At 61.5% G+C, this 21,924-nt stretch carries 21 protein-coding genes; 11 read left to right on the forward strand and 10 right to left on the reverse strand.

Going from position 1 to position 21,924, the window contains the following annotated elements; genetic code table 11:
• Positions 1-76: 76 nt before the first annotated feature.
• Genes HJ536_RS15445 through HJ536_RS15465 form a run of 5 tightly spaced genes read left to right on the forward strand, consistent with a single transcriptional unit; the run spans position 77 to position 5,335 of the window.
• The gene (locus HJ536_RS15445; RefSeq protein WP_177158395.1) at positions 77-1,090 is read left to right on the forward strand and encodes an ABC transporter substrate-binding protein; all 1,014 of its coding nucleotides are present in this window, start codon (positions 77-79) and stop codon (positions 1,088-1,090) included.
• 60 nt (positions 1,091-1,150) lie between these two features.
• Complete coding sequence (locus HJ536_RS15450; protein WP_177158396.1) at positions 1,151-2,560, forward strand: sugar ABC transporter ATP-binding protein; 1,410 nt, start codon at positions 1,151-1,153, stop codon at positions 2,558-2,560.
• A complete protein-coding gene (locus HJ536_RS15455; RefSeq protein WP_177158397.1) occupies positions 2,560-3,483 on the forward strand; it encodes an ABC transporter permease in 924 nt (307 codons plus the stop codon). The genes HJ536_RS15450 and HJ536_RS15455 overlap by 1 nt, the downstream gene beginning before the upstream one ends.
• On the forward strand, positions 3,480-4,409 hold the full coding sequence (locus HJ536_RS15460) for an ABC transporter permease (RefSeq protein WP_177158398.1): 930 nt from the start codon (positions 3,480-3,482) through the stop codon (positions 4,407-4,409). The genes HJ536_RS15455 and HJ536_RS15460 overlap by 4 nt, the downstream gene beginning before the upstream one ends.
• Positions 4,406-5,335 carry an SMP-30/gluconolactonase/LRE family protein gene (locus HJ536_RS15465; RefSeq protein ID WP_177158399.1) on the forward strand — a complete coding sequence of 310 codons (930 nt, stop codon included), beginning with the start codon at positions 4,406-4,408 and terminating at the stop codon, positions 5,333-5,335. The genes HJ536_RS15460 and HJ536_RS15465 overlap by 4 nt, the downstream gene beginning before the upstream one ends.
• 33 nt (positions 5,336-5,368) lie before the next feature.
• On the opposite strand, the gene HJ536_RS15470 is transcribed toward HJ536_RS15465, so the two are convergent.
• Genes HJ536_RS15470 through HJ536_RS15480 form a run of 3 tightly spaced genes read right to left on the reverse strand, consistent with a single transcriptional unit; the run spans position 5,369 to position 7,620 of the window.
• Positions 5,369-5,761 (reverse strand): acyl-CoA thioesterase, encoded by a 393-nt coding sequence (locus tag HJ536_RS15470; protein ID WP_177158400.1) that lies wholly within the window; start codon positions 5,759-5,761, stop codon positions 5,369-5,371.
• Complete coding sequence (locus HJ536_RS15475) at positions 5,758-6,663, reverse strand: beta-keto acid cleavage family enzyme (protein WP_177158401.1); 906 nt, start codon at positions 6,661-6,663, stop codon at positions 5,758-5,760. The genes HJ536_RS15470 and HJ536_RS15475 overlap by 4 nt, the downstream gene beginning before the upstream one ends.
• 18 nt (positions 6,664-6,681) lie before the next feature.
• Positions 6,682-7,620 (reverse strand): 3-hydroxyacyl-CoA dehydrogenase NAD-binding domain-containing protein, encoded by a 939-nt coding sequence (locus tag HJ536_RS15480; RefSeq protein WP_338082444.1) that lies wholly within the window; start codon positions 7,618-7,620, stop codon positions 6,682-6,684.
• A gap of 154 nt (positions 7,621-7,774) precedes the next feature.
• Here HJ536_RS15480 and HJ536_RS15485 point away from each other — a divergent pair, with 154 nt between their 5' ends.
• From HJ536_RS15485 to HJ536_RS15510, 6 genes are all read left to right on the forward strand, one after another.
• Positions 7,775-8,458, forward strand: coding sequence for a GntR family transcriptional regulator (locus HJ536_RS15485; protein ID WP_338082445.1), 684 nt, complete (start codon positions 7,775-7,777; stop codon positions 8,456-8,458).
• A gap of 135 nt (positions 8,459-8,593) precedes the next feature.
• Complete coding sequence (locus HJ536_RS15490; RefSeq protein ID WP_177158403.1) at positions 8,594-10,063, forward strand: FAD-dependent oxidoreductase; 1,470 nt, start codon at positions 8,594-8,596, stop codon at positions 10,061-10,063.
• Between the two features lie 340 nt (positions 10,064-10,403).
• Complete coding sequence (locus HJ536_RS15495; protein WP_177158404.1) at positions 10,404-11,099, forward strand: hypothetical protein; 696 nt, start codon at positions 10,404-10,406, stop codon at positions 11,097-11,099.
• Entirely contained in the window at positions 11,092-12,120 is a 1,029-nt protein-coding gene (locus HJ536_RS15500) for a hypothetical protein (protein ID WP_177158405.1), read from the forward strand. Before HJ536_RS15495 ends, HJ536_RS15500 begins: the two co-directional genes overlap by 8 nt.
• Before the next feature lie 17 nt (positions 12,121-12,137).
• Positions 12,138-13,841 carry a Dyp-type peroxidase gene (locus HJ536_RS15505; protein WP_177158406.1) on the forward strand — a complete coding sequence of 568 codons (1,704 nt, stop codon included), beginning with the start codon at positions 12,138-12,140 and terminating at the stop codon, positions 13,839-13,841.
• Positions 13,842-13,865: 24 nt separating this feature from the next.
• Positions 13,866-15,209, forward strand: coding sequence for a cytochrome P450 (locus HJ536_RS15510; protein WP_177158407.1), 1,344 nt, complete (start codon positions 13,866-13,868; stop codon positions 15,207-15,209).
• A gap of 43 nt (positions 15,210-15,252) precedes the next feature.
• Here the strand turns inward: HJ536_RS15510 and HJ536_RS15515 are convergent, their stop codons facing one another.
• The 7 genes from HJ536_RS15515 to HJ536_RS21170 form a co-directional block, all read right to left on the reverse strand.
• On the reverse strand, positions 15,253-15,885 hold the full coding sequence (locus HJ536_RS15515) for a calcium-binding protein (RefSeq protein ID WP_228028749.1): 633 nt from the start codon (positions 15,883-15,885) through the stop codon (positions 15,253-15,255).
• Positions 15,882-16,589: a hypothetical protein gene (locus tag HJ536_RS15520; RefSeq protein WP_177158409.1), complete on the reverse strand. Its 708-nt coding sequence runs from the start codon at positions 16,587-16,589 to the stop codon at positions 15,882-15,884. The genes HJ536_RS15515 and HJ536_RS15520 overlap by 4 nt, the downstream gene beginning before the upstream one ends.
• A complete protein-coding gene (locus HJ536_RS15525; RefSeq protein ID WP_177158410.1) occupies positions 16,529-17,308 on the reverse strand; it encodes a hypothetical protein in 780 nt (259 codons plus the stop codon). The genes HJ536_RS15520 and HJ536_RS15525 overlap by 61 nt, the downstream gene beginning before the upstream one ends.
• A 170-nt stretch (positions 17,309-17,478) precedes the next feature.
• Entirely contained in the window at positions 17,479-18,156 is a 678-nt protein-coding gene (locus tag HJ536_RS15530) for a hypothetical protein (protein ID WP_177158411.1), read from the reverse strand.
• A complete protein-coding gene (locus tag HJ536_RS15535) occupies positions 18,146-19,222 on the reverse strand; it encodes a GSCFA domain-containing protein (protein ID WP_177158412.1) in 1,077 nt (358 codons plus the stop codon). The genes HJ536_RS15530 and HJ536_RS15535 overlap by 11 nt, the downstream gene beginning before the upstream one ends.
• A gap of 186 nt (positions 19,223-19,408) precedes the next feature.
• Positions 19,409-20,473 carry a TIGR03032 family protein gene (locus HJ536_RS15540; RefSeq protein ID WP_177158413.1) on the reverse strand — a complete coding sequence of 355 codons (1,065 nt, stop codon included), beginning with the start codon at positions 20,471-20,473 and terminating at the stop codon, positions 19,409-19,411.
• Between the two features lie 164 nt (positions 20,474-20,637).
• Positions 20,638-21,924 (reverse strand): calcium-binding protein (locus HJ536_RS21170; RefSeq protein WP_276529522.1); only part of this gene is annotated, 1,287 nt, incomplete at its 5' end.

A 21,924-nucleotide genomic window follows, 5' to 3' on the forward strand; every position in this document is an offset into this window, starting at 1 on the left:
TCGTGTTCCGGACAACGGGTGGGGGAGACACCTGCCGGACCATCAACGCGCCAATGGCGCAAGGGAGGAGACTACCATGAAATCCATTCTTATGGGGGCGGCGGCGCTTGCCCTGATGGCCGGTGCTGTTCACGCCGAAAGCCCCACTGCGAGCAAACGAATCGCCCTGTCCAACAACTATGCCGGGAACTCGTGGCGTCAGGCCATGCTGAAAACCTATGAGGAAACCGCGCAGGCTGCGGTGGCCGACGGGGTGGTTGCGGCGGCGGATGCCTTTACCACGTCCGAGAACCAGACCACCGAGCAAGCCGCGCAGATCCAGAACATGATCCTGCAAGGCTATGACGCGATCCTGCTGAATGCGGCCTCGCCCACGGCGCTGAACGGCGCGGTCAAAGAGGCCTGTGACGCGGGCGTCAAGGTGATCAGCTTTGACAGCATCGTCACCGAGCCCTGCGCGTGGCGGATCGCCGTTGATTTCGTCGAGATGGGCCGTCAGGAGGTCGAGTATGTGGCCTCTCGCCTGCCCGAGGGTGGCAACCTGCTGGAAATCCGCGGTCTGGCGGGCGTGTCCACCGATGACGCCATCAGCAAAGGCATCCACGAGGCGATCGACACCAAATACCCCCAGTTCAAGATCGTCGGATCGGTCCACGGGGATTGGGCGCAGGACGTGGCCCAAAAGGCCGTCGCGGGCATTCTGCCCTCGCTGCCCGATGTGGTCGGCGTGGTCACCCAAGGCGGTGACGGCTATGGCGCGGCCGAGGCGTTTGCCGCCGCGGGCCGCCCCACGCCGCTGATCGTTATGGGCAACCGTCAGGACGAGCTGAAATGGTGGGCCGAGCAGCGCGATGCGAACGGTTATGAAACCATGTCCCTGTCGATTGCGCCCGGTGTTGCTTCGCTGGCCTTCTGGGTTGGCCAGCAGATTCTGGCAGGCGAGGACGTGCCCAAGGACCTGACCGTGCCCTTCCTGACCATCACGCAGGCCGATCTGGACGAGGCCCTGAAAACCACCCCCGAGGGGTCGGTCTCGAACGTCAGCTACACGCTCGAGGATGCTCAGGCCGTTATCGCGGGCGCCAAGTAAGCGCGCAACAGCCCTCCGCCCTGCAGGTTTGCGGGGCGGGTTCTGCCGATCGGAGACCTCATGACAGTTCTGGAATCTAACCCCGTCGTGGCCCTGCGCGATGCGGCGAAACATTTCGGCCCCGTAAAGGCGCTGAACGGCGTGTCTTTGTCCGTGGCGCCGGGGGAATGCCTTGGCCTTGTGGGGCATAACGGGGCGGGGAAATCGACGCTGGTGAACCTGATCAACGGCACCTTCGCGCCCTCGTCGGGCGAGGTGGCGTTCCCCTTGGGGCAACAGGGCGTCCGGTCCGTGTTTCAGGAACTGTCCCTATGTCCGAACCTGACCGTGGCCGAGAACCTGTCGATTTCGCATCCCGACCTCAGGGGGTTTGGCTGGCGCCGGCCCGCGCGGGCCGAGATTCAGGCCAGCCTTGATACCGTTTTCCCCGACCATGGCATCGACACCGACGCCGAGGTCGACCGCCTGACCATCGCCGAGCGCCAGATGGTCGAGATCGCCATCGGCTTTGCCCCCCGTGGCGGCACCCCGCGTCTGGTCATTCTGGACGAGCCGACCTCGTCCCTCGACGAAGGGATCGCGCGGCAATTGCTGTCCCATGTGCGGGCCTTTTGCGCGGCGGGCGGGGCCGTCATTTTCATTTCCCACATGTTGGGCGAGATTTTCGCCGTTGCCTCGCGGATCGTGGTGCTAAAGGACGGCAAGGTTGTCGCCGACCGTCCCGCCGCTGCGTTCAGCCGTCAGGGGCTGGTGGATGCCATGGGCCACGTCGCCGCCGAAGGGACGCAGGCCGCCGCCGCCCAAACCCAGATCGGAGAGGTCGTCATCCGCGCAGAGGGGCTCGAGGCCCGCCGCGGCGAAGTTGTCGGTCTGTCGGGGCTGGCGGGACACGGCCAAGCCGCCGCCCTAGCGCGGCTATACCTGTCGCAAACCTCGGACTGGCGGGCGGGACGCGGGGCGCGGGCTGTGTTCGTGGCGGGTGACCGGCCGCGCGACGGGGTGCTGCCCCTGTGGTCCATCCTGCGCAACATGTCGATTTCCGTTCTGGGCCGCGATGCCAATGGCGGCATGGTAGACAAAGACGCCGAGCGCCGCTTGGCCGAGGATTGGCGCAAACGCATCGGCATCCGCACCGATGATCTGACCAACCCGATCCTGTCCCTGTCGGGCGGCAACCAGCAAAAGGTGCTGTTCGCCCGCGCGCTGGCCTCGGACGCGGATATCATCGTCATGGACGACCCTATGCGCGGGGTTGATGTGGGCACCAAACAGGACGTCTACGCCATCATCCGCGCCGAAGCCGCCAAGGGGCGGACCTTCCTCTGGTATTCCACCGAAACCGAAGAAGTCTGCCAGTGCGACCGCGTTTTCGTGTTCCGCAACAACGAGATCAGCGCCGAACTGACTGGCGCGCAGATCACCGAAGAAAAGATCCTCGAAGCCTCGTTCGAGATGATGGAGGCCTCATAATGCAGGCGCGCTACCGTATTCTGCTGCCCGTGATTTCGCTGGTGGTACTGCTTGGCATGACCTTCTGGATGCAGCCCCGCGCCATGAGCTATTTCGGGCTGAACCTGCTGTTCAATCTGGCGGTGCCGATCGCGCTGGCCACCATCGCGCAGATGATGGTGATCATGGTGAATGACATTGACCTGTCGCTGGGGGCCTTTGTCAGTCTGGTCGCCTGTGTGACCGCCACTTGGCTGAACGATACGCCCCTGTTCGGGGCGCTGATCCTGCTGGGACTGATTGCCAGCTATGCGTTGATGGGGGCCGTGATCCATATGCTGGAGCTGCCCGCGATTGTGGTCACGCTGGGGATGTCCTTTGTCTGGGGCGGGCTGGCGCTGTTTCTGCTGCCGACCCCCGGCGGGGCCTCGCCCGAGTGGATCCGCAGCCTGATGACGCTGAAGCCCCCCATGGTGCCCTTGGCCGTGCTGGCCGCCGTAATTGTGGCCGCCCTGACCCATATGCTGGTGATCCGGTCCAAGATCGGCACCGTCCTGCGTGGCCTTGGCGGGAACGCGCGGTCCATCGCGCGGGCGGGCTGGAATGTCACTGCGCTCAAGGCAACCGCCTATGGTCTGTCCGGCCTGTTCGGCGTGCTGTCGGGAATGGCGCTGGTGGGGCTGACCACCTCGGCCGATGCCAATATCGCGCTGCGCTATACGCTGCTGTCAATTGCGGGCGTGATCCTTGGGGGCGGAGAGTTCACGGGGGGTAAAGTCTCGCCCGTCGGGGCGGTGATCGGTGCGCTGACCCTGACGCTGGCGGCCTCGTTCCTGTCCTTTCTGCGGCTCTCGCCCGATTGGCAGATCGGCGCGCAGGGGGCGATCCTGATCCTTGTTCTGACCGCGCGGCTGCTGTTTTCGCGCAAGGGGGCTGCGACATGACCATGAAACCTTGGGTATGGGCGTGGGCCGCCGCCGCTCTGGCGTTCAGCGCGACACTGCTGTTGACTTCGGGGCGCGGCGCCGGAGAGCTGGCCTATGCCGCCCTGTCCTTTGGCGCGTTTGCGGCCATCGTGGGCCTTGGGCAGATGTTGGTGATCACCTTGGGGCCTGGCAATGTGGACCTGTCGATCCCGGCTTGCATGACACTGGCGGGCACGCTGGCCCTGAAAACCATGGGGACCGAGCCCGGCACCGCCTTTGTCGGCGTGGCTGTGGCGTTGGCCACGGGGCTGGCGGTGGGCTGCGCGAACTTCGTCCTGATCTGGCTGCTGCGCCTGCCCCCGATCATCGCGACGCTTGCAGCGTCGCTGGTCTATCAATCCGTGGCGATCTGGTCGAACCGAGGCCTGCGGATCAAACCGCCCGAGGGGCTCGCCAATTTCGCGACCGGACGGTTTATCGGCGTGCCGAACGTGGCGTGGATCGCATTGGGGCTGGCCGTTGTGGTCTGGCTACTGCTGGAACGCTCGGTCTGGGGCCGTTGGCTGCTGGCCTCGGGGCAGAACGCCCGCGCGGCGCGGTTGGCGGGCATTCCGGTGCAGGCGGTGCGCGCAGCGACCTATCTGTCGGTGTCGGTCTTTGCCGCGCTGGCGGGCTACTTGCTGGCCAGCTTTTCCGGCGGGGCGGCGCTGAATATGGGCACCGAGTACCTCTTGATGTCCATTGCCGTGGTCGTCATCGGCGGATCGTCCATCGCTGGCGGCAACTCGAACGTTCCCGGTGTCCTCGGGGCGGCGCTGTTCATGTTCCTCGTGGTGTCGATGCTGAACAGCTACGGCGCGGGCGCGGGCATCAAGAGCGTCCTGACCGGCACTATCATCATCGCAATTGTCATCGCAGCCAGCACTCGGAGGAGCCGCCAATGATCACCCTTCCCCAGCACATAGAGGTCCATGACGACCGGTTCCGCGCCCTGACCCATCCCATGTCCAAGCTGGAGCGCATCGCCGAAGGGTTCACCTGGACCGAAGGCCCCGTCTGGTTCGGCGACCGCGATGCTTTGCTGTTTTCGGACATCCCCTCGCGCCGGATCATGATGTGGAACGAAACCACGGGCGTGTCCCTCTATCGAGGCGAGTCCGGGTTTAACAATGGCAACACCCGCGACCGGCAAGGGCGGCTGATCGGTTGCCGCCACGGCGCCCGCGACGTGGTCCGGACCGAGCATGACGGCACCCTGACCGTTCTGGCCGGCAGCCATGAGGGCAAGCGCCTGAACTCGCCCAACGATGTGGTGGTGTCCTCGGACGGGGCGGTCTGGTTCACCGATCCGACCTACGGCATCATCTCGGATTTCGAGGGGTACCGCGCAGTGCCCGAACAGCCCGCCCGAAACGTCTATCGCATTGCGCCATCAGGGGAAATGACTGTGGCGGTCGGGGATTTCCAGCAGCCCAACGGCCTGTGCTTTTCGCCCGACGAGAGCATCCTTTATATCGCCGAAAGCGGGTCGAGCCATGATGACACCGTGCCGTCTGTCATTCGCCAGTTCGGGGTGGATGGCGGAACCCTGACGGACCAAGGCGTCTTTGCCACCATCGACAACGGCCTGCCCGACGGGATGCGCTGTGATCAGGCGGGGAACCTCTGGTCCTCGGCGGCGGACGGAGTGCATTGCTTTGCGCCCGACGGGACGCTCTTGGGCAAAATTCTGGTACCCGAGTTGGTGTCGAACCTGTGTTTTGGCGGGCCCGACGGGCAGCGGATGTACATCACGGCGACGACCTCGGTCTACCGCGTGTTCGTCGACACCAAGGGGGCCGAGCCGTGGACCCGCGGCAGACTGTGCTGAATGGGATAGGGGCGCCATTTCCGGCGCCCCTGTTTATGTCGCCGCTTCGGTCAGGGCTTGGCGCACCGCGTCCGGCATGGGGGCGCTGTGGCGGGTGGCCATGTCAAAGAACACCTCGACCACTTCGCAGGTGGCGCGGATGCCGCCGGTGGGGTCCTGCATGGTCAGCGTGATGGTGGCGGATTTCCCTCCGATCCGCGTGACGCTGGCCATGATCTGAACGACGTCACCCGCCTGCACTTCGGACTTGAAGGCCGTGGTGATCGTGGCCGTCACCGGCACGATGCCGGATTTTGCAGCCCCCATCCGCGTCCAGAACGCAAAGATCGCGTCGTCGAACACCCCCGCATAGTGGCGCACATTCACGTGGCCAAAGTGGTCGCAGTGCCAGTTGTGAAAGACGGCGGTCAGGACCGGGACGCTCATGCGTCCACGCCTTTCAGGCGAAGGATGTTGCGCGCCTCGTCTGGGGTGGCGACCTCGCATCCCAGATCGCGGATGATGCGGCTGGCGCGCTCGACCAGCTGCACGTTGGTCGCGAAAACCCCTCGTTCGAGGTAGATGTTATCCTCGAGCCCCACGCGGCAATGACCGCCCAAAATCGTGGACAGGGCCACCATCGGCATCTGGTGGCGCGAGATGCCAAAGGCCGACCATACCGCGCCCTCGGGCAAGAGGGACTTCATATAAAGCAGCGTTTGCGCGTCAGCCGGGGCCGACCATTTCACCCCGAGGCAAATCTGGAACAGCGCAGGGGCGTCGATATGGCCCTTCTCCATCAGGTTCTGGGCCAAGAGGATGTCACCGGGGTTAAAGGCTTCGATTTCGGGCTTGGTGCCGGCGGCGCGGATCAGGTCGGCCATCTTGGCCAGCGTGCCGGGGGTGTTCATAAAGATGCAGTCGGGCGCACCCGCGATCCCGCCTTCGAGGTTCATCGTGGTGGTGTCCAGCGTGCAAATCTCGGGGCGCATGTCCTGCACATGGCGGACCCGTTCGGCGGCGCTGGCCACATCGGTTGATGGGTGCGCGCGCCCTTCGTCCTGCGGATCGGGCACGAATGTCGCGCCCATGCCGGTGGTCAGGTTGATCACCACATCGGTGTTCTCGGCGCGGATGCGGTCGACAATCTCGCGGAACACGGCGGGGGATCGGTCCCCTTCGCCGGTTTCGGGATTGCGCCCGTGGATGTGCACGACCGAGGCCCCCGCCGCCGCGGCATCCAGACAATTTCGGGCGATCTGCTGGGGCGTCACGGGATAGTCGGGGTAGTTCGGGTGTATCGGGCCGTCGCCAGTCACGGCGCAAGTCAGGACAACTTTGCGTTTCATAGGAAAATTCCTTGTTGGTTAAGCGCGGGTGGCGCGCAAGGCGGTCAGCACGGACAAAAGCTGGGTGTCGCGGGTGGCGCGCAGGGTGGCATAGTCGCACCCGTTGATTTCTTGGGTCAGCCCGTCGGTCAGGGCGGCAACGGTTTCGGGGGTCAGCGCGGGGCGGCCCAGATCGTCCCACCACGCGGCATAGCTGTCGGCGAACTGGTTAATATATGCACGCAGGCCTCCCTCGCCGCCGCCAAGGTTCAGCAGCATATGGGGGCCCATCACCGCCCACCGCAGGCCGGGTCCGGCCCAAACGGCCTTGTCCACGTCCTCGACACTGGCGACACCTTCGGCGACCAAGTGGATCGCCTCGCGCCAGAGGGCCGCTTGCAGACGGTTGGCGACATGGGCGGGGACCTCTTTCTTCAGCTCGATGCAGACCTTGCCGCAGCCTTCGAAAAACGCCCGCGCGGTGGGCACCACATCTGGCGCGGTGCGGTCATTGCCATAAAGCTCGACCAAGGGGATCAGGTGCGGCGGGTTAAAGGGATGCGCGATCACCAACCGCGCCGGATCGGTCATCAGCGCCTGTAGATCGGACAGTTTGAGGCCCGAGGAACTGGTCGCCACGATGGCCTGCGGCAGCAAGGCGGGCTCGATTTCCGCATAGAGGGTCTGCTTCAGGTCCAGCCGCTCGGGGATGGATTCCATGATGATTCCGGCGCCCGTTACGGCTTCTTGCGTCGTGGCGCAGATGGTTAACGCAGGGGCGTCGAAACCGCTGCAGTCGTACCCCAGCGCGGTCAGGGTCGGGCGCACCTCGGCCAGAAAGGCGCGGGCGATGTCCCCAGCCTCCGCTCGCGGGTCGAAAAGGCGCACCTCGTGACCGGATGCCAGAAAAAGCGCGCTCCAACTGCATCCGATCAGCCCTGCGCCGATCACGGCTACTGTCTGTTTTGTCTGGTCCACGAAATGCCCCTTTCGATTCTGGATTTCTAAAACCTGATCAGATATCATAAATGAGTCAACGATCTTTCTGACCCCCGTGAACCGCCCCGATGGTGCGCGCTTGAAATTCGGGCCAGATTTGCGAAACCCGTGACAGCAGACAAAGAGGCCGCCCGTGACCACTCCGCCCATTCCCGCCTTCGAAGCCCGCCGTCCGGTGTCCGATCTGGATTACGTCTATGGGGCGCTGAAGCAGTCCTGCATGAACGGGGAATTCACGCCCGGTCAGAAGGTGACCCTGCCCCAACTGGCCGAGGCTTTTGGCACCAGCCAAATGCCGATCCGAGAGGCCACGAACCGCCTGATCGCCGCCAAAGCGATGGAGGCTCCGCCCCGCCGATCCCTGCGCATCCCCGAGGCAACGTTGGCGCGGTTGGACGAACTGCTGCCCCTGCGTTTGCTGCTGGAAGGCGAGGCCACGCGGCTGGCCGCCGCACAAGGGGCCGCGCTGGCCAATGCGTTAACCCAGATCAACGCAGAGATGCCCCGCCATGCCGCCGCCGAGGATCTGAAGGCCTATTTGCACGCCAACCAGCGGTTCCACTTCACGCTCTATGGGGCGGCGGGGAACGCCGATTTGCTGGACATGATCGAGCTGCTGTGGATGCGCTACGGCCCCTTGATGAGCACCGTGCGCAGTGGCGTTCTGTCCCGCACGGGGGCCAACCACCACCAAGCGGTCATTGATGCGGTGCGTCGTGGGGATGCCGATGGGGCGGTTCGAGCCCTGCGCGCGGACCTAACAGACGCCGCCGCTGAAATCCGCGTAGCGTTGCAGAACCGGCCCAAGGGGAAATAGGGCCCTCATTCGATAATGTTCATGTATGTCTATTTTGGAGACACGAATGAATATTTCAGTTGTCGCACAGGCCAGCCGCCCCTACGCTTTGACCTGCGGGCGCTGAGTCCCCGTGCCTGACGACAGGGGACCCCAATGCCACGCCCGCCGCTGACTGCCCTAGGACACACCCATTACGATGTTGTCGTCGTCGGAGCCGGTGCCGTCGGTTGCGCCACCGCCCGAGAGCTGGCTGGTCGGGGCTACAAAACCCTGCTGGTGGATCGGGGGGATATCGGCGCGGGCACGTCGTCGCGGTCCAGCCGGATGCTTTATTCGGGGCTGGGATATCTGGCCGTGCGCTATCCCCTCTGGCATATGATGCTGCACCCGATCGATATGCTGCAACGGCTGCTCTATACCCGCGATGTGATGCTCTGCCGGGCCGAGTTGGTCCGCGATATGCCCCAGCACCTGACCCGCCACCGCTTTGTCTATCCCTTCCGCAAGGGCGATCAGTATCCGCCGTGGCTGGTGGACATCGGCTTTCGTCTGGTCGAGGCGCTTGGTGCGTGGAAGGTGCCTTTGGCCTATCGCCGCGTGTCGCCCGCGGATGCTGCGCGGCAGGTGCCGATGGCTGGCGGCCTTGGCGATGCTCCCCTCAGCATCGGGACGTTTGACGAATATATGTACGCTTGGCCCGAGCGTATCTGCGTGGACACTGCGCTGGACGCCGAGGCGCGCGGCGCGACCCTGCGCACCTACACCCGCGTGACTGGCATCCGGCAGCAGAACGGCCATTGGGTCACCGATCTGGAGGACGCGGACGATGGCGAAACGGTCCAAGTCATCAGCGACATGGTGATTAACGCGGCCGGTCCGTGGGTTGATCGCCTGACCGGCGCCCAAGGCCCCCAACCCCGCATTGTCGGGATCAAAGGCGTGAACGTCATGGTCCAACTGCCCCCCGAATGGCGGGGCCAGGGCCTCGAGGCGTTCTCGAGCAAGGGCGAGCCCTATTACGTGTTCCCTTGGCGCGATCACCATTTCATCGGCCCGACCGAGACCCACGTCACCGAAAACCCCGACGAGATCCGCGTCACTGACGCAGAGATCGACTATATCCTGTCCGAGGCGAACCTGTTGTTCCCCGACCTGCACCTGACCCGCGATCACGTCCTGCACGCTTGGTGCGGCGTGCGCCCCGTGACCTCGACTGACGGCAAGAGCCCGCGCAATCTGGTCCGCGCCCACCAATCGCAGGATGCCCCCGGATTGGTTACGATGACCGGCTCGACCATCATGCTGCACCGCCACGCCGGGCGGCTGGCCGCGAAAACGGTCGAGCAGCGCCTTGGCCGCCGCGGCCCCGCGCCCACAGGGATGATCGAACCGCCCACCTATGACGGCATCGGCCAGAGGATCACCCCCGAGCACGTCGTCCACCTGTCCGACCTGATCCGCCGCCGCCTGCCCGATGGCCTGAACCCCGACTTGGGGCTTGCCCGCGCCGAAGAACTGTCCCGCATCACCGCCGCCGCCCTGAACTGGACCGAGGAGAAGCGGCTGGACGAATTGCGGAGGTTCGAAGAGGATAGCGCGCGGGTGTATCAGTCGGTGAATTGAGGTGTGGACACAAAGCACTCTAAAATTCCCGAAAGGGCGATCTGGAAACCGACTGTATTCTTTCAGGAAATTGACGCCCATTTAAAGATTGGGCCCAAAAACCTACACGTCTGACCGAGACCAGAAATGGTCCACATTTGCTATAGAATTCACGGCAGCAAGTGCCCTTTGGCACCCGACAAAGACAGCCCCAATACAGCCTCAATTACACTCTGCTGAATTCTCGGATGCGCGACTGCGCACCGAATTTTCTCTTATATCTTCTCAAAGTAGTGCTACGCTGCAACTAGAATCGTTTTCAGAGATTTTTCCCAGACTTATTTCCAATCAAGGGTTCGCTATGTCGAATATTGCCGGAAAAGCCTATGCGATGAACGTTGTTACCCCGAGCAATCCCAAGATCACATGGATCAATCGCCTGCTTTTCATGGCCGCTCGGGGGGTGCCGGAGAACCTGCTTGGGTTGCTGGGGCTCTCTCTCATCCACTTTGCGCGCTGGGTGATCATCAAGCCAAAGGACTGGCCAAACCTTGGCCAAGGCGAAGAGCAGTTGCAGAACGATTACATTTTGTTCTGCTCGAACTTTAACGGGACTTGGGACCAGTATATCGATGCCTTTTCCGACGGCATCCCCAGTGGCCTTGATTTGTTTTGGTACTCATCTCGCAAATACCCGAAATCAATACCGATTACGCCTTTCAAAGACTATATCACGTTCAACCAAATCAATACCGACTACTATTACAACGCGACCCCCGGATCAGCCCAACGGGACGTCAAAACCAGCCTCCTGATTTATGACCATATTCTCGAGCTGACCAGACTGCACGGCGAAGCCTCTGCCGAGGAATTCGCCGCAGCCTACCGCAAAGCCTCTTTGGACATGCAGATCGGCCTTGGCGATCCCGGGTTTGGGCCTGTCGCCAGCCTCGATACCGAACGCGCGGACGTAAACCGCGAGAAATACGTCATAGACGCCGAGCGGACCTTTGATGCGCAGCGCGCCGCGGCAGGAAGGAAACCCACCAATGCCTGATCTCGATACCGGCCACATTTTCCTGACCACGCTGGCTCCGATCAAGGCCGGTGCACCCAAGGATAGCCCGCAAAACTCGTACGAACAGAGGGTGCGCATCGCGCTTGCCAAGCTGCCGACGGCGCATCAATCGCCGGCGACGGAAAACTTTGAATACAACAGCCCCTTTGCCCGCAACACGCGCAACCACTTGGCCCGCATGTTCGTGCTGGACGACGTCGTTTACAACGGGCGCAACACGATGAACCCGTTGCTTGCCCGCTTTCGCAGGGTGAACCAGATGATTTCGGATCCGGTTGACCGCCTCAATGCCCCCTACCTGGTGTTTTGCGCCGAGGTGGACGCGATCACCCAAGAGGGCGATCCGCTGCCCACCACCCTGACCGAACCCCAGCAGCGCGAGGTGCGGGCCGGCTATGCCCGCAAGCTGTGGGAGACGATGCAAGAGGAACTGATCTGCATCTACTCGAACTGCTACGGGTTCGAGACGGTGCAAACGGCCGACGATTTCGCCAATTATCTGGACCGCTGCCACGTCGAAACGACCATGCCGTTTCACGACTATTACCTCAGTCTGGATCAGGCAGGCTTTCACCACCTGCCACTAAAAGGGCTGCTTTACGGCGTTTTGGCGCCGCTCGGGCTTGGTGCGCTAGTGCTGGTGCTCTGGCTTTTTGGGCTGTCGCATCTGCCCTTGATCGGCTGGTCGACGCTTGCGACGGGGCTAGGGGCGATCTTGCTGGGGGTGATTTTGGCCGTGCTGGCCATCCGGTACGCCATCAAAAACGGTGAGAAACCGCTAGCCCCCGCGAAATATGACGATCTGCCTTCGGTGCTCAAGGCGCTCTATATCCAGCAAAACTTCTCGGACTTTTTCATCGAGAACCAAGGCGTTTCAGACACGGACCTCTACGCGGCATTCGGCCAGTTCATTCAGGCGCATAAGCCGCAGGACCGCACGTCTATGACGCAAAAGCCGGGTGTGATTTCCTCGGCTTCCCCCTCCAACGTGACCCAATAGGACCGGACGCTCCGATCATGACACGTATTCTTAACCTCAACGACATTCAGGGGAATGTCACCCGCGCCTATGGCCGTTATTCCTTTCCTTTTGCCCGCTACATTTTCTTCCACTTCCCAAGCCCCTCTGCGGGCCGTGCCTTTCTGGATCGGGTGCGCCTGCTGGTGACCACCGCATCCCGCTGGGGGGACGACAATCCGCGGCCCTTTTGCACGACCAATTTGGGGCTGACCTTCCCCGGATTGCTGGCCCTGCAATTGCCGGTTCGCACCCTTCAAGCGATGCCGGACGAGTTTATCGAGGGGATGAAGCAGCGCGCGTTCATCCTCGGGGATCGGGACCAGAGCAAAACCGAAAAATCGGCCGAGCAGGATGATTGGGACAGGCATTGGGACCCGATCTGGCAACGCAGCCGCGAGCCCGGCACACTGGGCTTTGGCACCGATGATGTCCACGTTCTGATCACCCTGAACGCGCAGTGCCAGAGCGCCCATGCCCCCGACAAACCGCACCAAGCCTTTGCCGACCGCACCGAAGAGCTGTTGAAGATCGCCGAAGAAACCGGTGTCAAACACCTCAGGGGGATTGGCGCCAAGGGCGATCAGGATTTTCAGGATGCCTCTGCGGTGTTCGACAATATCGGCGGCCTCAATCTGCCCACACCGAAAGAGCACTTTGGATTTACCGACGGGATCGGGAACCCCGTTTTCGAAGGCCAACTGCCCGAGGAAGATGTCAGCGAGGCCGTGATCGGCCAAGGCAAGATCATGCAGTACGACAAGGCCGGAAACCCCATTTGGGAACCCTTGGCCACTGGCGAGTTCATCCTTGGCCATCCCGACGAAAGTCAGGAGCTGCCCCCCACATCGCCGCCCTCGCAGTTCATGCACAACGGCACCTTCTTTGCCTTTCGCAAGCTGCACGAAAACGTCGCCACCTTCGACGCCGTTGTGAACGAAGAGGCAGAGCGCTTTGCCAAAGTGATGGATGTCAGCCACGAAGAAGCGGTCGAGACCATTCGCGCCAAAATGTGCGGGCGCTGGTCCGATGGTGTGCCCCTGTCCAAGGTGCCGACCTACGAGGCGTGGCTTGCCTTCGGAGAAAAGATGGGCTTCCGCGGCGAAGGGGTCTCCCCGATCGACGGGTACAAGAACCAGCTGGCCTACATCGGCTCTCCCGAAGCGCGGGATTTCCGCTATGGCGACGATATGGCTGGCTATAAATGCCCGGGCGGGGCGCATATGCGCCGCATGAACACCCGCGACTACCTTGATCCCCTGAACAAGAGCGGGCTGGATCAGCTAACCGGCGAGCCGGAAAAGAACATCGGCGCCACCAGCGCGCTGAACAAACGCCGCCGCATTCTGCGCCGGGGTCTGCCCTATGGCGCGCCGAACTATGTGCACAAGGATGACGACACCGAACAGGGCGTCATCATGCTGATCATGGGCGCCAGCCTGTTCCGCCAGTTCGAGTTTATCCAGCAGCAATGGATTCAATACGGGCTCGACTTCCATCAGGGCAACAACACCTGCCCGATGCTTGGCAATCACGTTCACCATACCCGCCACACCATCCCGTCCGACCCCAAATCCGGCAAGCCGCCCTATGTCATGAGCAAGCTCAAGACGTTCGTTGAATGTCGGGGCGGCGATTACTTCTTTGCGCCTTCGATGACGGCGCTGCGGATGATGGCGATGGGGGTTTTCGACCCAACCTGACCGATACCAGTAAAAGGGGTGACTATGCTCAACGCTGTCAGGAATATCGTCACGACTGTTCTCCAGCGGCTCATGCTGTGGGCAGAGGGTTTGTTTTCGCTGGCCTTTCTGATCGCCAAGGGGGCTGGGGCCGCGCTGTCTGGCCGGATCGGGGACTTCTTGCTGGAGCCTGCCACGCAGCGCCGCGTGTTCGCATTTCTGAGGGCATTCTTGCCGAACATCGCGCTGAAAAGAGTGGTGATGAAGAGTTACGACAACACAGGCACCGCCCTTGTCACCCGCCGCAGCGATGTGCTGGACGTTCTGAACCGCAACGACGATTTCGAAGTGGTTTACGGCTCGCGAATGCGCCAACTGACCGAGGGAGAGAACTTCTTTCTCGGGATGCAGCCCGGGTGGGACTATACGCGCGACACCTCTGCGATGCGCCTCGCCGCCCGCATTACCGACGTGTCAGAGACCGTTTTGCCAAGGGCGCGCGATCTGGCCACACGCATCGTTAATGACAGCGATGGCAGGATCGACATCGTCCCGTCGTTGACCCTCGAAGTGCCGTGGGACATGACCGCGACCTATTTCGGCTGCGGCGGAGAACGCGAAAAGATGCAGGAATGGACCAGCACGCTGTTCTGGTACCTGTTTCAGGATCTGGCCGCCGATGCCCAAGGCGGGGCCACAGCGCTGGGTCACGCGGCCGAGCTGCGCGCCTATCTCGATGCCCACATAGCCGAGCGCAAAGCCAATCCCACCGATGGGGTCGATATCCTGAACCGGTGTCTTTCGCTTCAATCGGCGAACACCCCCGGGATGAGCGATCTGGGCATTCGCAACAATCTGCTGGGTCTGCTGATCGGTGCGATCCCGACGATCTCCAAGGCAAGTTGCCTCGCGCTGGACGAATTGCTGAACCGTCCCGAGGCGCTTGCCTCGGCCCATGCGGCGGCCTTGGCGGATGATGACGCCCTGCTGGCCCAACACATTTGGGAAGCGCTGCGGTTTAACCCCTTTAACCCCGTCATTTACCGCCGCGCCCTTCATGATACCGAGGTCGCGCGATCGACTCTGCGGCAGGTTCGGATATGCAAAGGCCAGATCGTTTTTGCTGCGAATGTCTCGGCCTGTTTCGACAGGCTCGACATTCCCGATCCGAATAGCTTCCGCACGGATCGACCGTGGAGCGATTACATCATCTGGGGCTACGGGATGCACACCTGTTTCGGTGACATGATTAACAAGGCCGTCATCCCCGCGATCCTCAAGCCCCTGCTGGCACAAAAGAATTTGCGCCGCGCGGCCGGAGAGGCCGGGCAGATAAAGCCCGGCATTGCGGGCTTTCCCGGCCATTTCTGGGTGGAGTTCGATAGGTAGAGGGCCGAGGGGCTCGCCCCTCGGTTCAGATCGCAAATTGCCCTTAGAATATGTAGACGTCGGATGCATCCAGTTCCGGCGCGCCAGAGAGGATTGCAATCAACTGTCTGGTCTGGCTGCCAGTCCCATGGGCATCATAGTAAAGACGGCCAAGGTCGCTTTCATAGATGATCCGGCCAGCCGCATCTTCCGCCACCCCGTCCGTGTTCGAGGCGAATGCAGAGACGTCCAGCGCCCCAACGGGAAGGCCACCGTAGATGTTCTGGCACAGGCCAATGCGATCATAATCCCCGTCGAAATCCAAAATCTTGTCGGCGTTGCGCAGGGTGGCAGCCTCGGTAAAGATGAACGTGTCGTCGCCGGCCCCACCCTTCAGTTTGTCAGACCCTTTGCCGCCATAGAGACTGTCATCGCCCTCTCCGCCATAGAGGCGGTCCTTGCCGCCGTTGCCATACAGGCGATCATCCTCTGAATTTCCGTAAAGGCGGTCTCTGGCCCCGCCGCCGGACAGAAAGTCAGCATCGCTGCCACCGGACAGTACATCCCTCCCCCCATTCCCGAACAGCTTGTCACTGCCATCATCCCCGAACAGGCGGTCATTGCCCCCATTGCCGCGCAATGTATCGTCGCCGTCCAGCCCGCGAACGGTATCGTTCCCCGTGAGCGCCGCGATCAGATCACCGCCGTTGCTGCCGAAAACGCTGTCATCCCCGCTCGACGGTGCGGCGACAACGACCTCCTCTGGGGACGAAACGGTGACCTGATAGCCGCCTGTCCCTGTGGCATAATCATTAACGCGCAGGTAATAGGTGCCCGTGACGGTCGCAGTGTAGGTGATGAGCGAACTTGTCCCTCTCCTCCGTCGTCATTCTGCGCGATCAATCCGAGGACAGGGTTAAAGAAGTAGATATACGGATCGACGTTCCCCTGAGCCGTGGCCTCCACCAAAATCTCGTAGGTTTTCCCGGCCTCAAGGTTCAGGGCAAAGTAATCTGTATCCGACAGGGCATCAATGGCAGAGGCAAACGCCCCACCATTCACCGTCAGCAAGGCAGCATCATCGAAATCAGTCGAGATGTCGGTCGTGGTCGTGGACCCTGAGTTTGCCGTCGTGCTTGGGGTCGAGGCCACCGCTGAAATCTGGTAGGTACCCACGCCGGACCCGTTGGCATAGGCCGTCACATAATAATATCCGGTGGTGCTGGCGGTGAAACCCGTGATGCGGGCATCGAGCCCGTCATCTGTTTGGGGGCTGTTGTCGTTGTCCCAATCCGACAGGTGAACGCCATCGGGGGTGCGAATGCGGATCTTCGGATCTTCTAGCGACCGCTGCCCGCTCCGCGCACCGCAAAGCTGTAGCTGTTGCCCGCGACCAGCCAAATCTTGAACCAGTCAGAGTCCCCCGAGAAATCGATCGCACCGTCCAAAGAGGTCCCGAGTTCCAGCACCGCTGTGGCCGAGGTATCGCCCGGCAAATCCTCGGCGATGCTATAGAACCGCCCCTCGGCCCACCCTTCGGTCCCATTAGGGATGTTCTCCGCAACATAGCTTTCATCAAGCCGGTGCCGCAGGAAGGTCACGATGCCACCGTTGTTGTTCATTCCGGCAACCACATCCGACAGCAGGTGTTCGGTCACTTCGCCGTTCTGATTGTCCACCACCCAGATTTGAGTGGGATCAGAGCCGTAATAGCGGGTCACGATCATGGAGTGCTGGCCATAGGCACCGCTTGTGTTAACCGCCTCGAGCCGCAAAATGTCGCCAACCGCAATCGCGGCATAGGGATTATCCCTGTTGATCAGGTTCGTGCGGTCCCACCCATCGCCCGCGAGGTCGGCGGTCACCGCGTACCCCTGCTCCGAGGCGGCTCCGGGCGTGGTCGGGTTGTTGTTCACCGCGCGGCCCGCATTCCAGGCCTGATTGATCGGCACCCCGGCCAGGTTCGTGATCGCCCACACAAGCGCAGTGCAGCCCACATCCTCCCATGGGGTTTCGTGGGTCGCCGCATATCGGGCGATATCAACCACTTCGTCTATCGTCGCCCCAGAGCGAATACCGTCATACCCGAAACGCGTTACCAGAGTGCCTGCAATTGCCATGTAATAACTTCCCTCATTAAACATCGGAAAGTTATTCAGCCCATGATTGAATTTGAATTATAAATGGGGAAACAATTCTTTTCCCCGAGAACTTACATTAATATTCCCGAATAATTTCTAATTTGAGATTTCAATTAACTGGAATGGATTTCGGCGCTGAGGGGCCGACCTCAGGCCGCCAGATTCAACCCATTTTCCGCAAATAGTCGCCGCAGGACCATCGCACCGTAGTCGACGTTGCCATGGACACCATCTTCGGCACGCAGTTTCGCGGGTAGCTCTCTGCCACTCAAATCTGCGTCTTCGAAGGGGTCGAACACGTTGATCCCTTCGTCCCGCAAAAGAGCCGTAATCCGATCTCGGAACAACATCGTCTCGGCGTGATCTTTAACAATAGGCGGCGCAATGACGGTGAGATCGCAGCGTTTATGCGCCCATTTCAGAAGCCGAAACAATTGCCCGCGCTTGGCTTCGAGGAACGCATCCACAAACGCGTCCGACACATAAAACGCCTCATCCGAGTCAATGGCTTGCTCAATAGAACTCGTATGTCCGGCCCGCGAAAAGGGCGGCACCATGCGCCCCAAATGGTAGCCGATGCTGGCCAAAACAGGCGTCTGATCAGAGAAAATGGACCCGCCAATCGTCTCGCTAAATTTCGAGATGCTGACATTCACAGGCCTACGGTTTTTGGACATCATTCCCCACCGTTTATGCGGGCGAATTTGATTTTCGTGCCAGTGATTGCCGGACAAAGAGAACATTTCCGACTTCAATCCCGCGGCCAAGGCTGCACTTTGCAAAGCTCCACAATGGCTATCGCCAACGATAATCAGATCAGGCTTCATTGTAGCTCTCCAAAATGGCTTCTTCACAAACAATGGTTTCTTCGGCCATCGATTGTTCAAGCGCCGCGTCTGCTTTCTTGGCTGCGGCGATCTCGGTGTCGTGGCGGGAGGGGCCGGTCAAATTCAGGCCCCCGAAGAAATGGCGCATGACCAGTTTGACACCGGCAAGCTCGACGGAGCGCATATTCGGGGCAAAGAAACTGGATCGCGTCGGTGCGCCCGCAATGATCTCGTAGGAGGGGAAGTAATCCACTTCAGCGAAGTCCTCAGCGATTTCGCCGGCAACCCCGCGCAGAACCGATTTCGACCGCGTGGTCGCGACCAGAACGTGCTGGCCGCTCGCCGTCGCGGTCAGAGGCACAGGGCTCACCGTCAACAGAAGGTGAATGTCGGGGTTCAGGCGCTTGAGCAAAACCAGCGCGTCATCCAAGGCCTCGCGGATGGCCGCAGCGCGATAATTCACAAAGACATGCTGCTCGGGATCAAATGTGCCCCCGATTGTGCCGGGACACGCGGCGTAGGGCTGGCCTTTGGTATTTTCCCACCCTTCTGTAAGCCCGAGTGTGAAAACAAATACGTCAGAATTCTGGACAGATTTGCGAAGACCACGCACCATTGCGGCACGAGAGACGATGGCTGCTTCCTCGGTCCTGAAAGGCGTTGGCTCGATCATCGGGCGCAGGCTGTCGCGGAACCCGCCAGCCTGATCCTGCCAAAGCTCGGGTTCACGCACCGGCACATCCCCGACGGCCATTTGCAAGAGCAACCGCAATTGCGCAGCGGTATATATATTCGCCGTGCGCGCCGAAAACACCCCGTAATTAAAGCTCTTAGCGAGATCTTTCGGAGTGTCCCCCGGGGCAGGCTCCCCATTCACCCAGCCGATATTACGCTCTTTTAACGCCCGAGAAATGTGCTGTGCGAAACAAGATCCATAGGTCGCGAATTGCGCATCTCGGGGGAGGGTCCAAGGGCTTTTCCACAAGCCGGAAAGTCCATAGAGGCCCGCCTCAGCAACCCCCGTACGCCAAAATGCAGTTCTGGGAAGGGAAATATATGGGTGCATGAATCATACCGAAGAATTAAAATAAACTCTCCTTTAGTACATAAAAGATGGCCCAATTCGTAAAGCAAAAATAACACAATGGTTAAAGTTTATGTAAGCGGTAGCCTCTGAGTTCCCCTGCGATGCCCCCAGAGAGGAATACCGAAGTGCTGAACAAGAACAATCCTGCCCCGTACCAGCGCCTGATCAGGTCGCGGGTCTGTCGTCGATCGAGATCGATTTGCGCAATTGGTCCGTACGGTAGCCGATCGCTTTGGGGTTACGGATGCCGCGCACGAACTGGGTGTCGTACAGCTCTCGCACCGCGCCTTCGATCTTGAGCGACGCGACGGTTTTCCCGCTAACCGTATCCACGACCATAATCCCGCACATGGGCTGCAGCCCGTGCCGCGCCAGCACGTCATCAAGCGGCAGACCGGTGAACACGCCCCCCTCTCGTGGCAGGGACAGGCCGATGATCGCGTAGCGCCCCGCAAAGGACAGCCCCCGCGCGTAACCGGGGCAAACGGCGACTTGGTGGAAGGCCCCCGTGTCCACATCGACGTAACCAAACGCCCCTTGTCCCGAATTCAGCAGCCACAGCTTGCCGCGGTACAGACGCGGCGAATGGGGCATGCTCAGCCCCCGAGTGATGATCGCGTTTGAGCGGACATCAATAACAACGCCGCCATCCGCTCGGGCCTCGCGCCAGCCGCCTTTGACATCGGTGGTCGACACCGCGGTGACATAGGCAGGGCTGCCCTTGTCCGCGGCCAGACCGTTCAGATGACAGCGATCCTCGGCCACCATTCCGGTGATAAAACCGGGCTTCCAGATCGGGCGGAAGCTATAGCCCGCGCTGACCGTGGCCAGACAGTTAAAAAAGGTATTCACAAAGATCGGGCGCCCACTGCGCGTTGCCACGATGTCATGGGCATCCAGATCGCCAGTCACCCAGGACAGGCGCGGCATATAAAGGGCGTCGTGCCCGTCTTCGTCCTGCCCTTCGCCACGCAGGAAATCGTCGAAGCGATAAATCTGGTGCTGTGTCGCCAGAAAAAGCTGCTGCTGGTTCGCCGACACGCCGATCCCCATGGCACGGGGAAAGGACAGCTCTAGCGCGCCACTTGCATTCCCGTCCGCCCCGCCGACAAAGAAAATCTTGCCCGCCTGATAGGTGCTGAACAGGACCGACCCCTTTGTTTTACTCAGCCATTCGTCGAAACCTTGGCTTTTGTGGATGGCGTAAGGGGGGTCGTTTTCAAAAGTCATAATCGGTGCTCTGGATCAAATCGGACGTGTCAGCGGAATAAGGAATGGACCCAACCTAGCGCCTCGCACTCCTGCATCCAAGGACGGCATTCCGGCAATTCGCTCCAAACGAAACAGGGCAAGGTTTCCCCTGCCCTGTTCGTGGTTGGTGTCGTGTGCGCCCCTTAGAGGCCGTAGTCGAAGCTGACGTTGTCGTAGAGCTCCTCAAGGGTTTCGACGCCCTCCAGCAGCAGGGTGCTGCCTCCGAAGTCGAAGAGTACCCCGTCCTCGGTAAGTGTCGCGAATTCGGTCACGAAGTCTTCGGCGGTGCCGGTCTCCAGCACGTCGCCTTTTTCGTAGAACAGCAGCGTGTCCGCGCCCTTCATGTCGGTGATCGTGTCGTTGCCGCCCCGCGCGATATCCATCGCAAAGGTGTCTGCCTTCGAGCCGCCGGTCAGGATGTCGTCGTCCTTGCCGCCGTCCAGATAGTCGCGGCCGCTGCCACCCGACAGGCTGTCATCGCCAGTGCCGCCGAACAAGTTGTCGTTGCCACCGCCGCCGATCAGGGTGTCATTGCCGCTGTCGCCCGACAGATCGTCATTGCCACCCTCACCCATCAGCTTGTCGTTGCCCGACCCGCCCGACAGCTCGTCCGCACCGGACCCACCCTTGAGCAGATCGTTGCCCTTGCCGCCAGACAGCGCATCGTCGCCCGCGCCGCCCTTGAGCGTGTCGGCCCCGTTGCCACCGATCAGGTTGTCCGCGCCCTTGCCACCGTCGAGGGTGTCGTTGCCGCCACCGCCGACCAGCTTGTCCGCGCCGGTGCCGCCCGACAACTCATCCGACCCAGAGCCGCCGTTCAGGCTGTCATCGCCCGTTCCGCCGTCCAGAACGTCCGAACCCGAACCGCCCTTCAGGGTGTCCTCGCCCGCGCCCCCCAGCAGTTCGTCACTGCCGGTGCCGCCAAGCAAGGTGTCCGCGCCGGTACCGCCGTCGATGGTGTCATTGCCACCGCCGCCGTTCACCTTGTCCGAGCCCGCGCCCGCGTCGACCTCGTCCGAACCGCCCGAGAACGCCAGGCTGTCGTTCGCCGCAGTCGAGGTGGTGCCGTCATTCGCAACCGCCGCAGTGGCCGCGCTGATCACCGCCTCGGGGGTGCCGTTGCCATCGGTGTAGCTGACATTCACCTTGATCGTCGCGCCCACGTCTGCCGCCACAAGGGTGTAGCTGGCCGCCGTCGCCCCCACGATCACTGCGTTATCCCGCAGCCAGGTGTAGGTCAGGGTGCCAAGGCCATCCGCATCCGCGAGGGTGCTGGTGTTGGCGGTCAGGGTCTCGTTCACCTTGGCGGTGCCGCTGATGGTGACGGCGCCGGTGACCGGATCGTTCACGTTGGTCACCGCCGAGGTCGCCGCAGAGGTCACGGTCTCCTTGGTGCCATTGCCGTCGGTATAGCTCACCTGCAGCTTGAC

Source organism: Donghicola mangrovi (genome assembly GCF_013377535.1).
GTDB lineage: Bacteria > Pseudomonadota > Alphaproteobacteria > Rhodobacterales > Rhodobacteraceae > Donghicola > Donghicola mangrovi.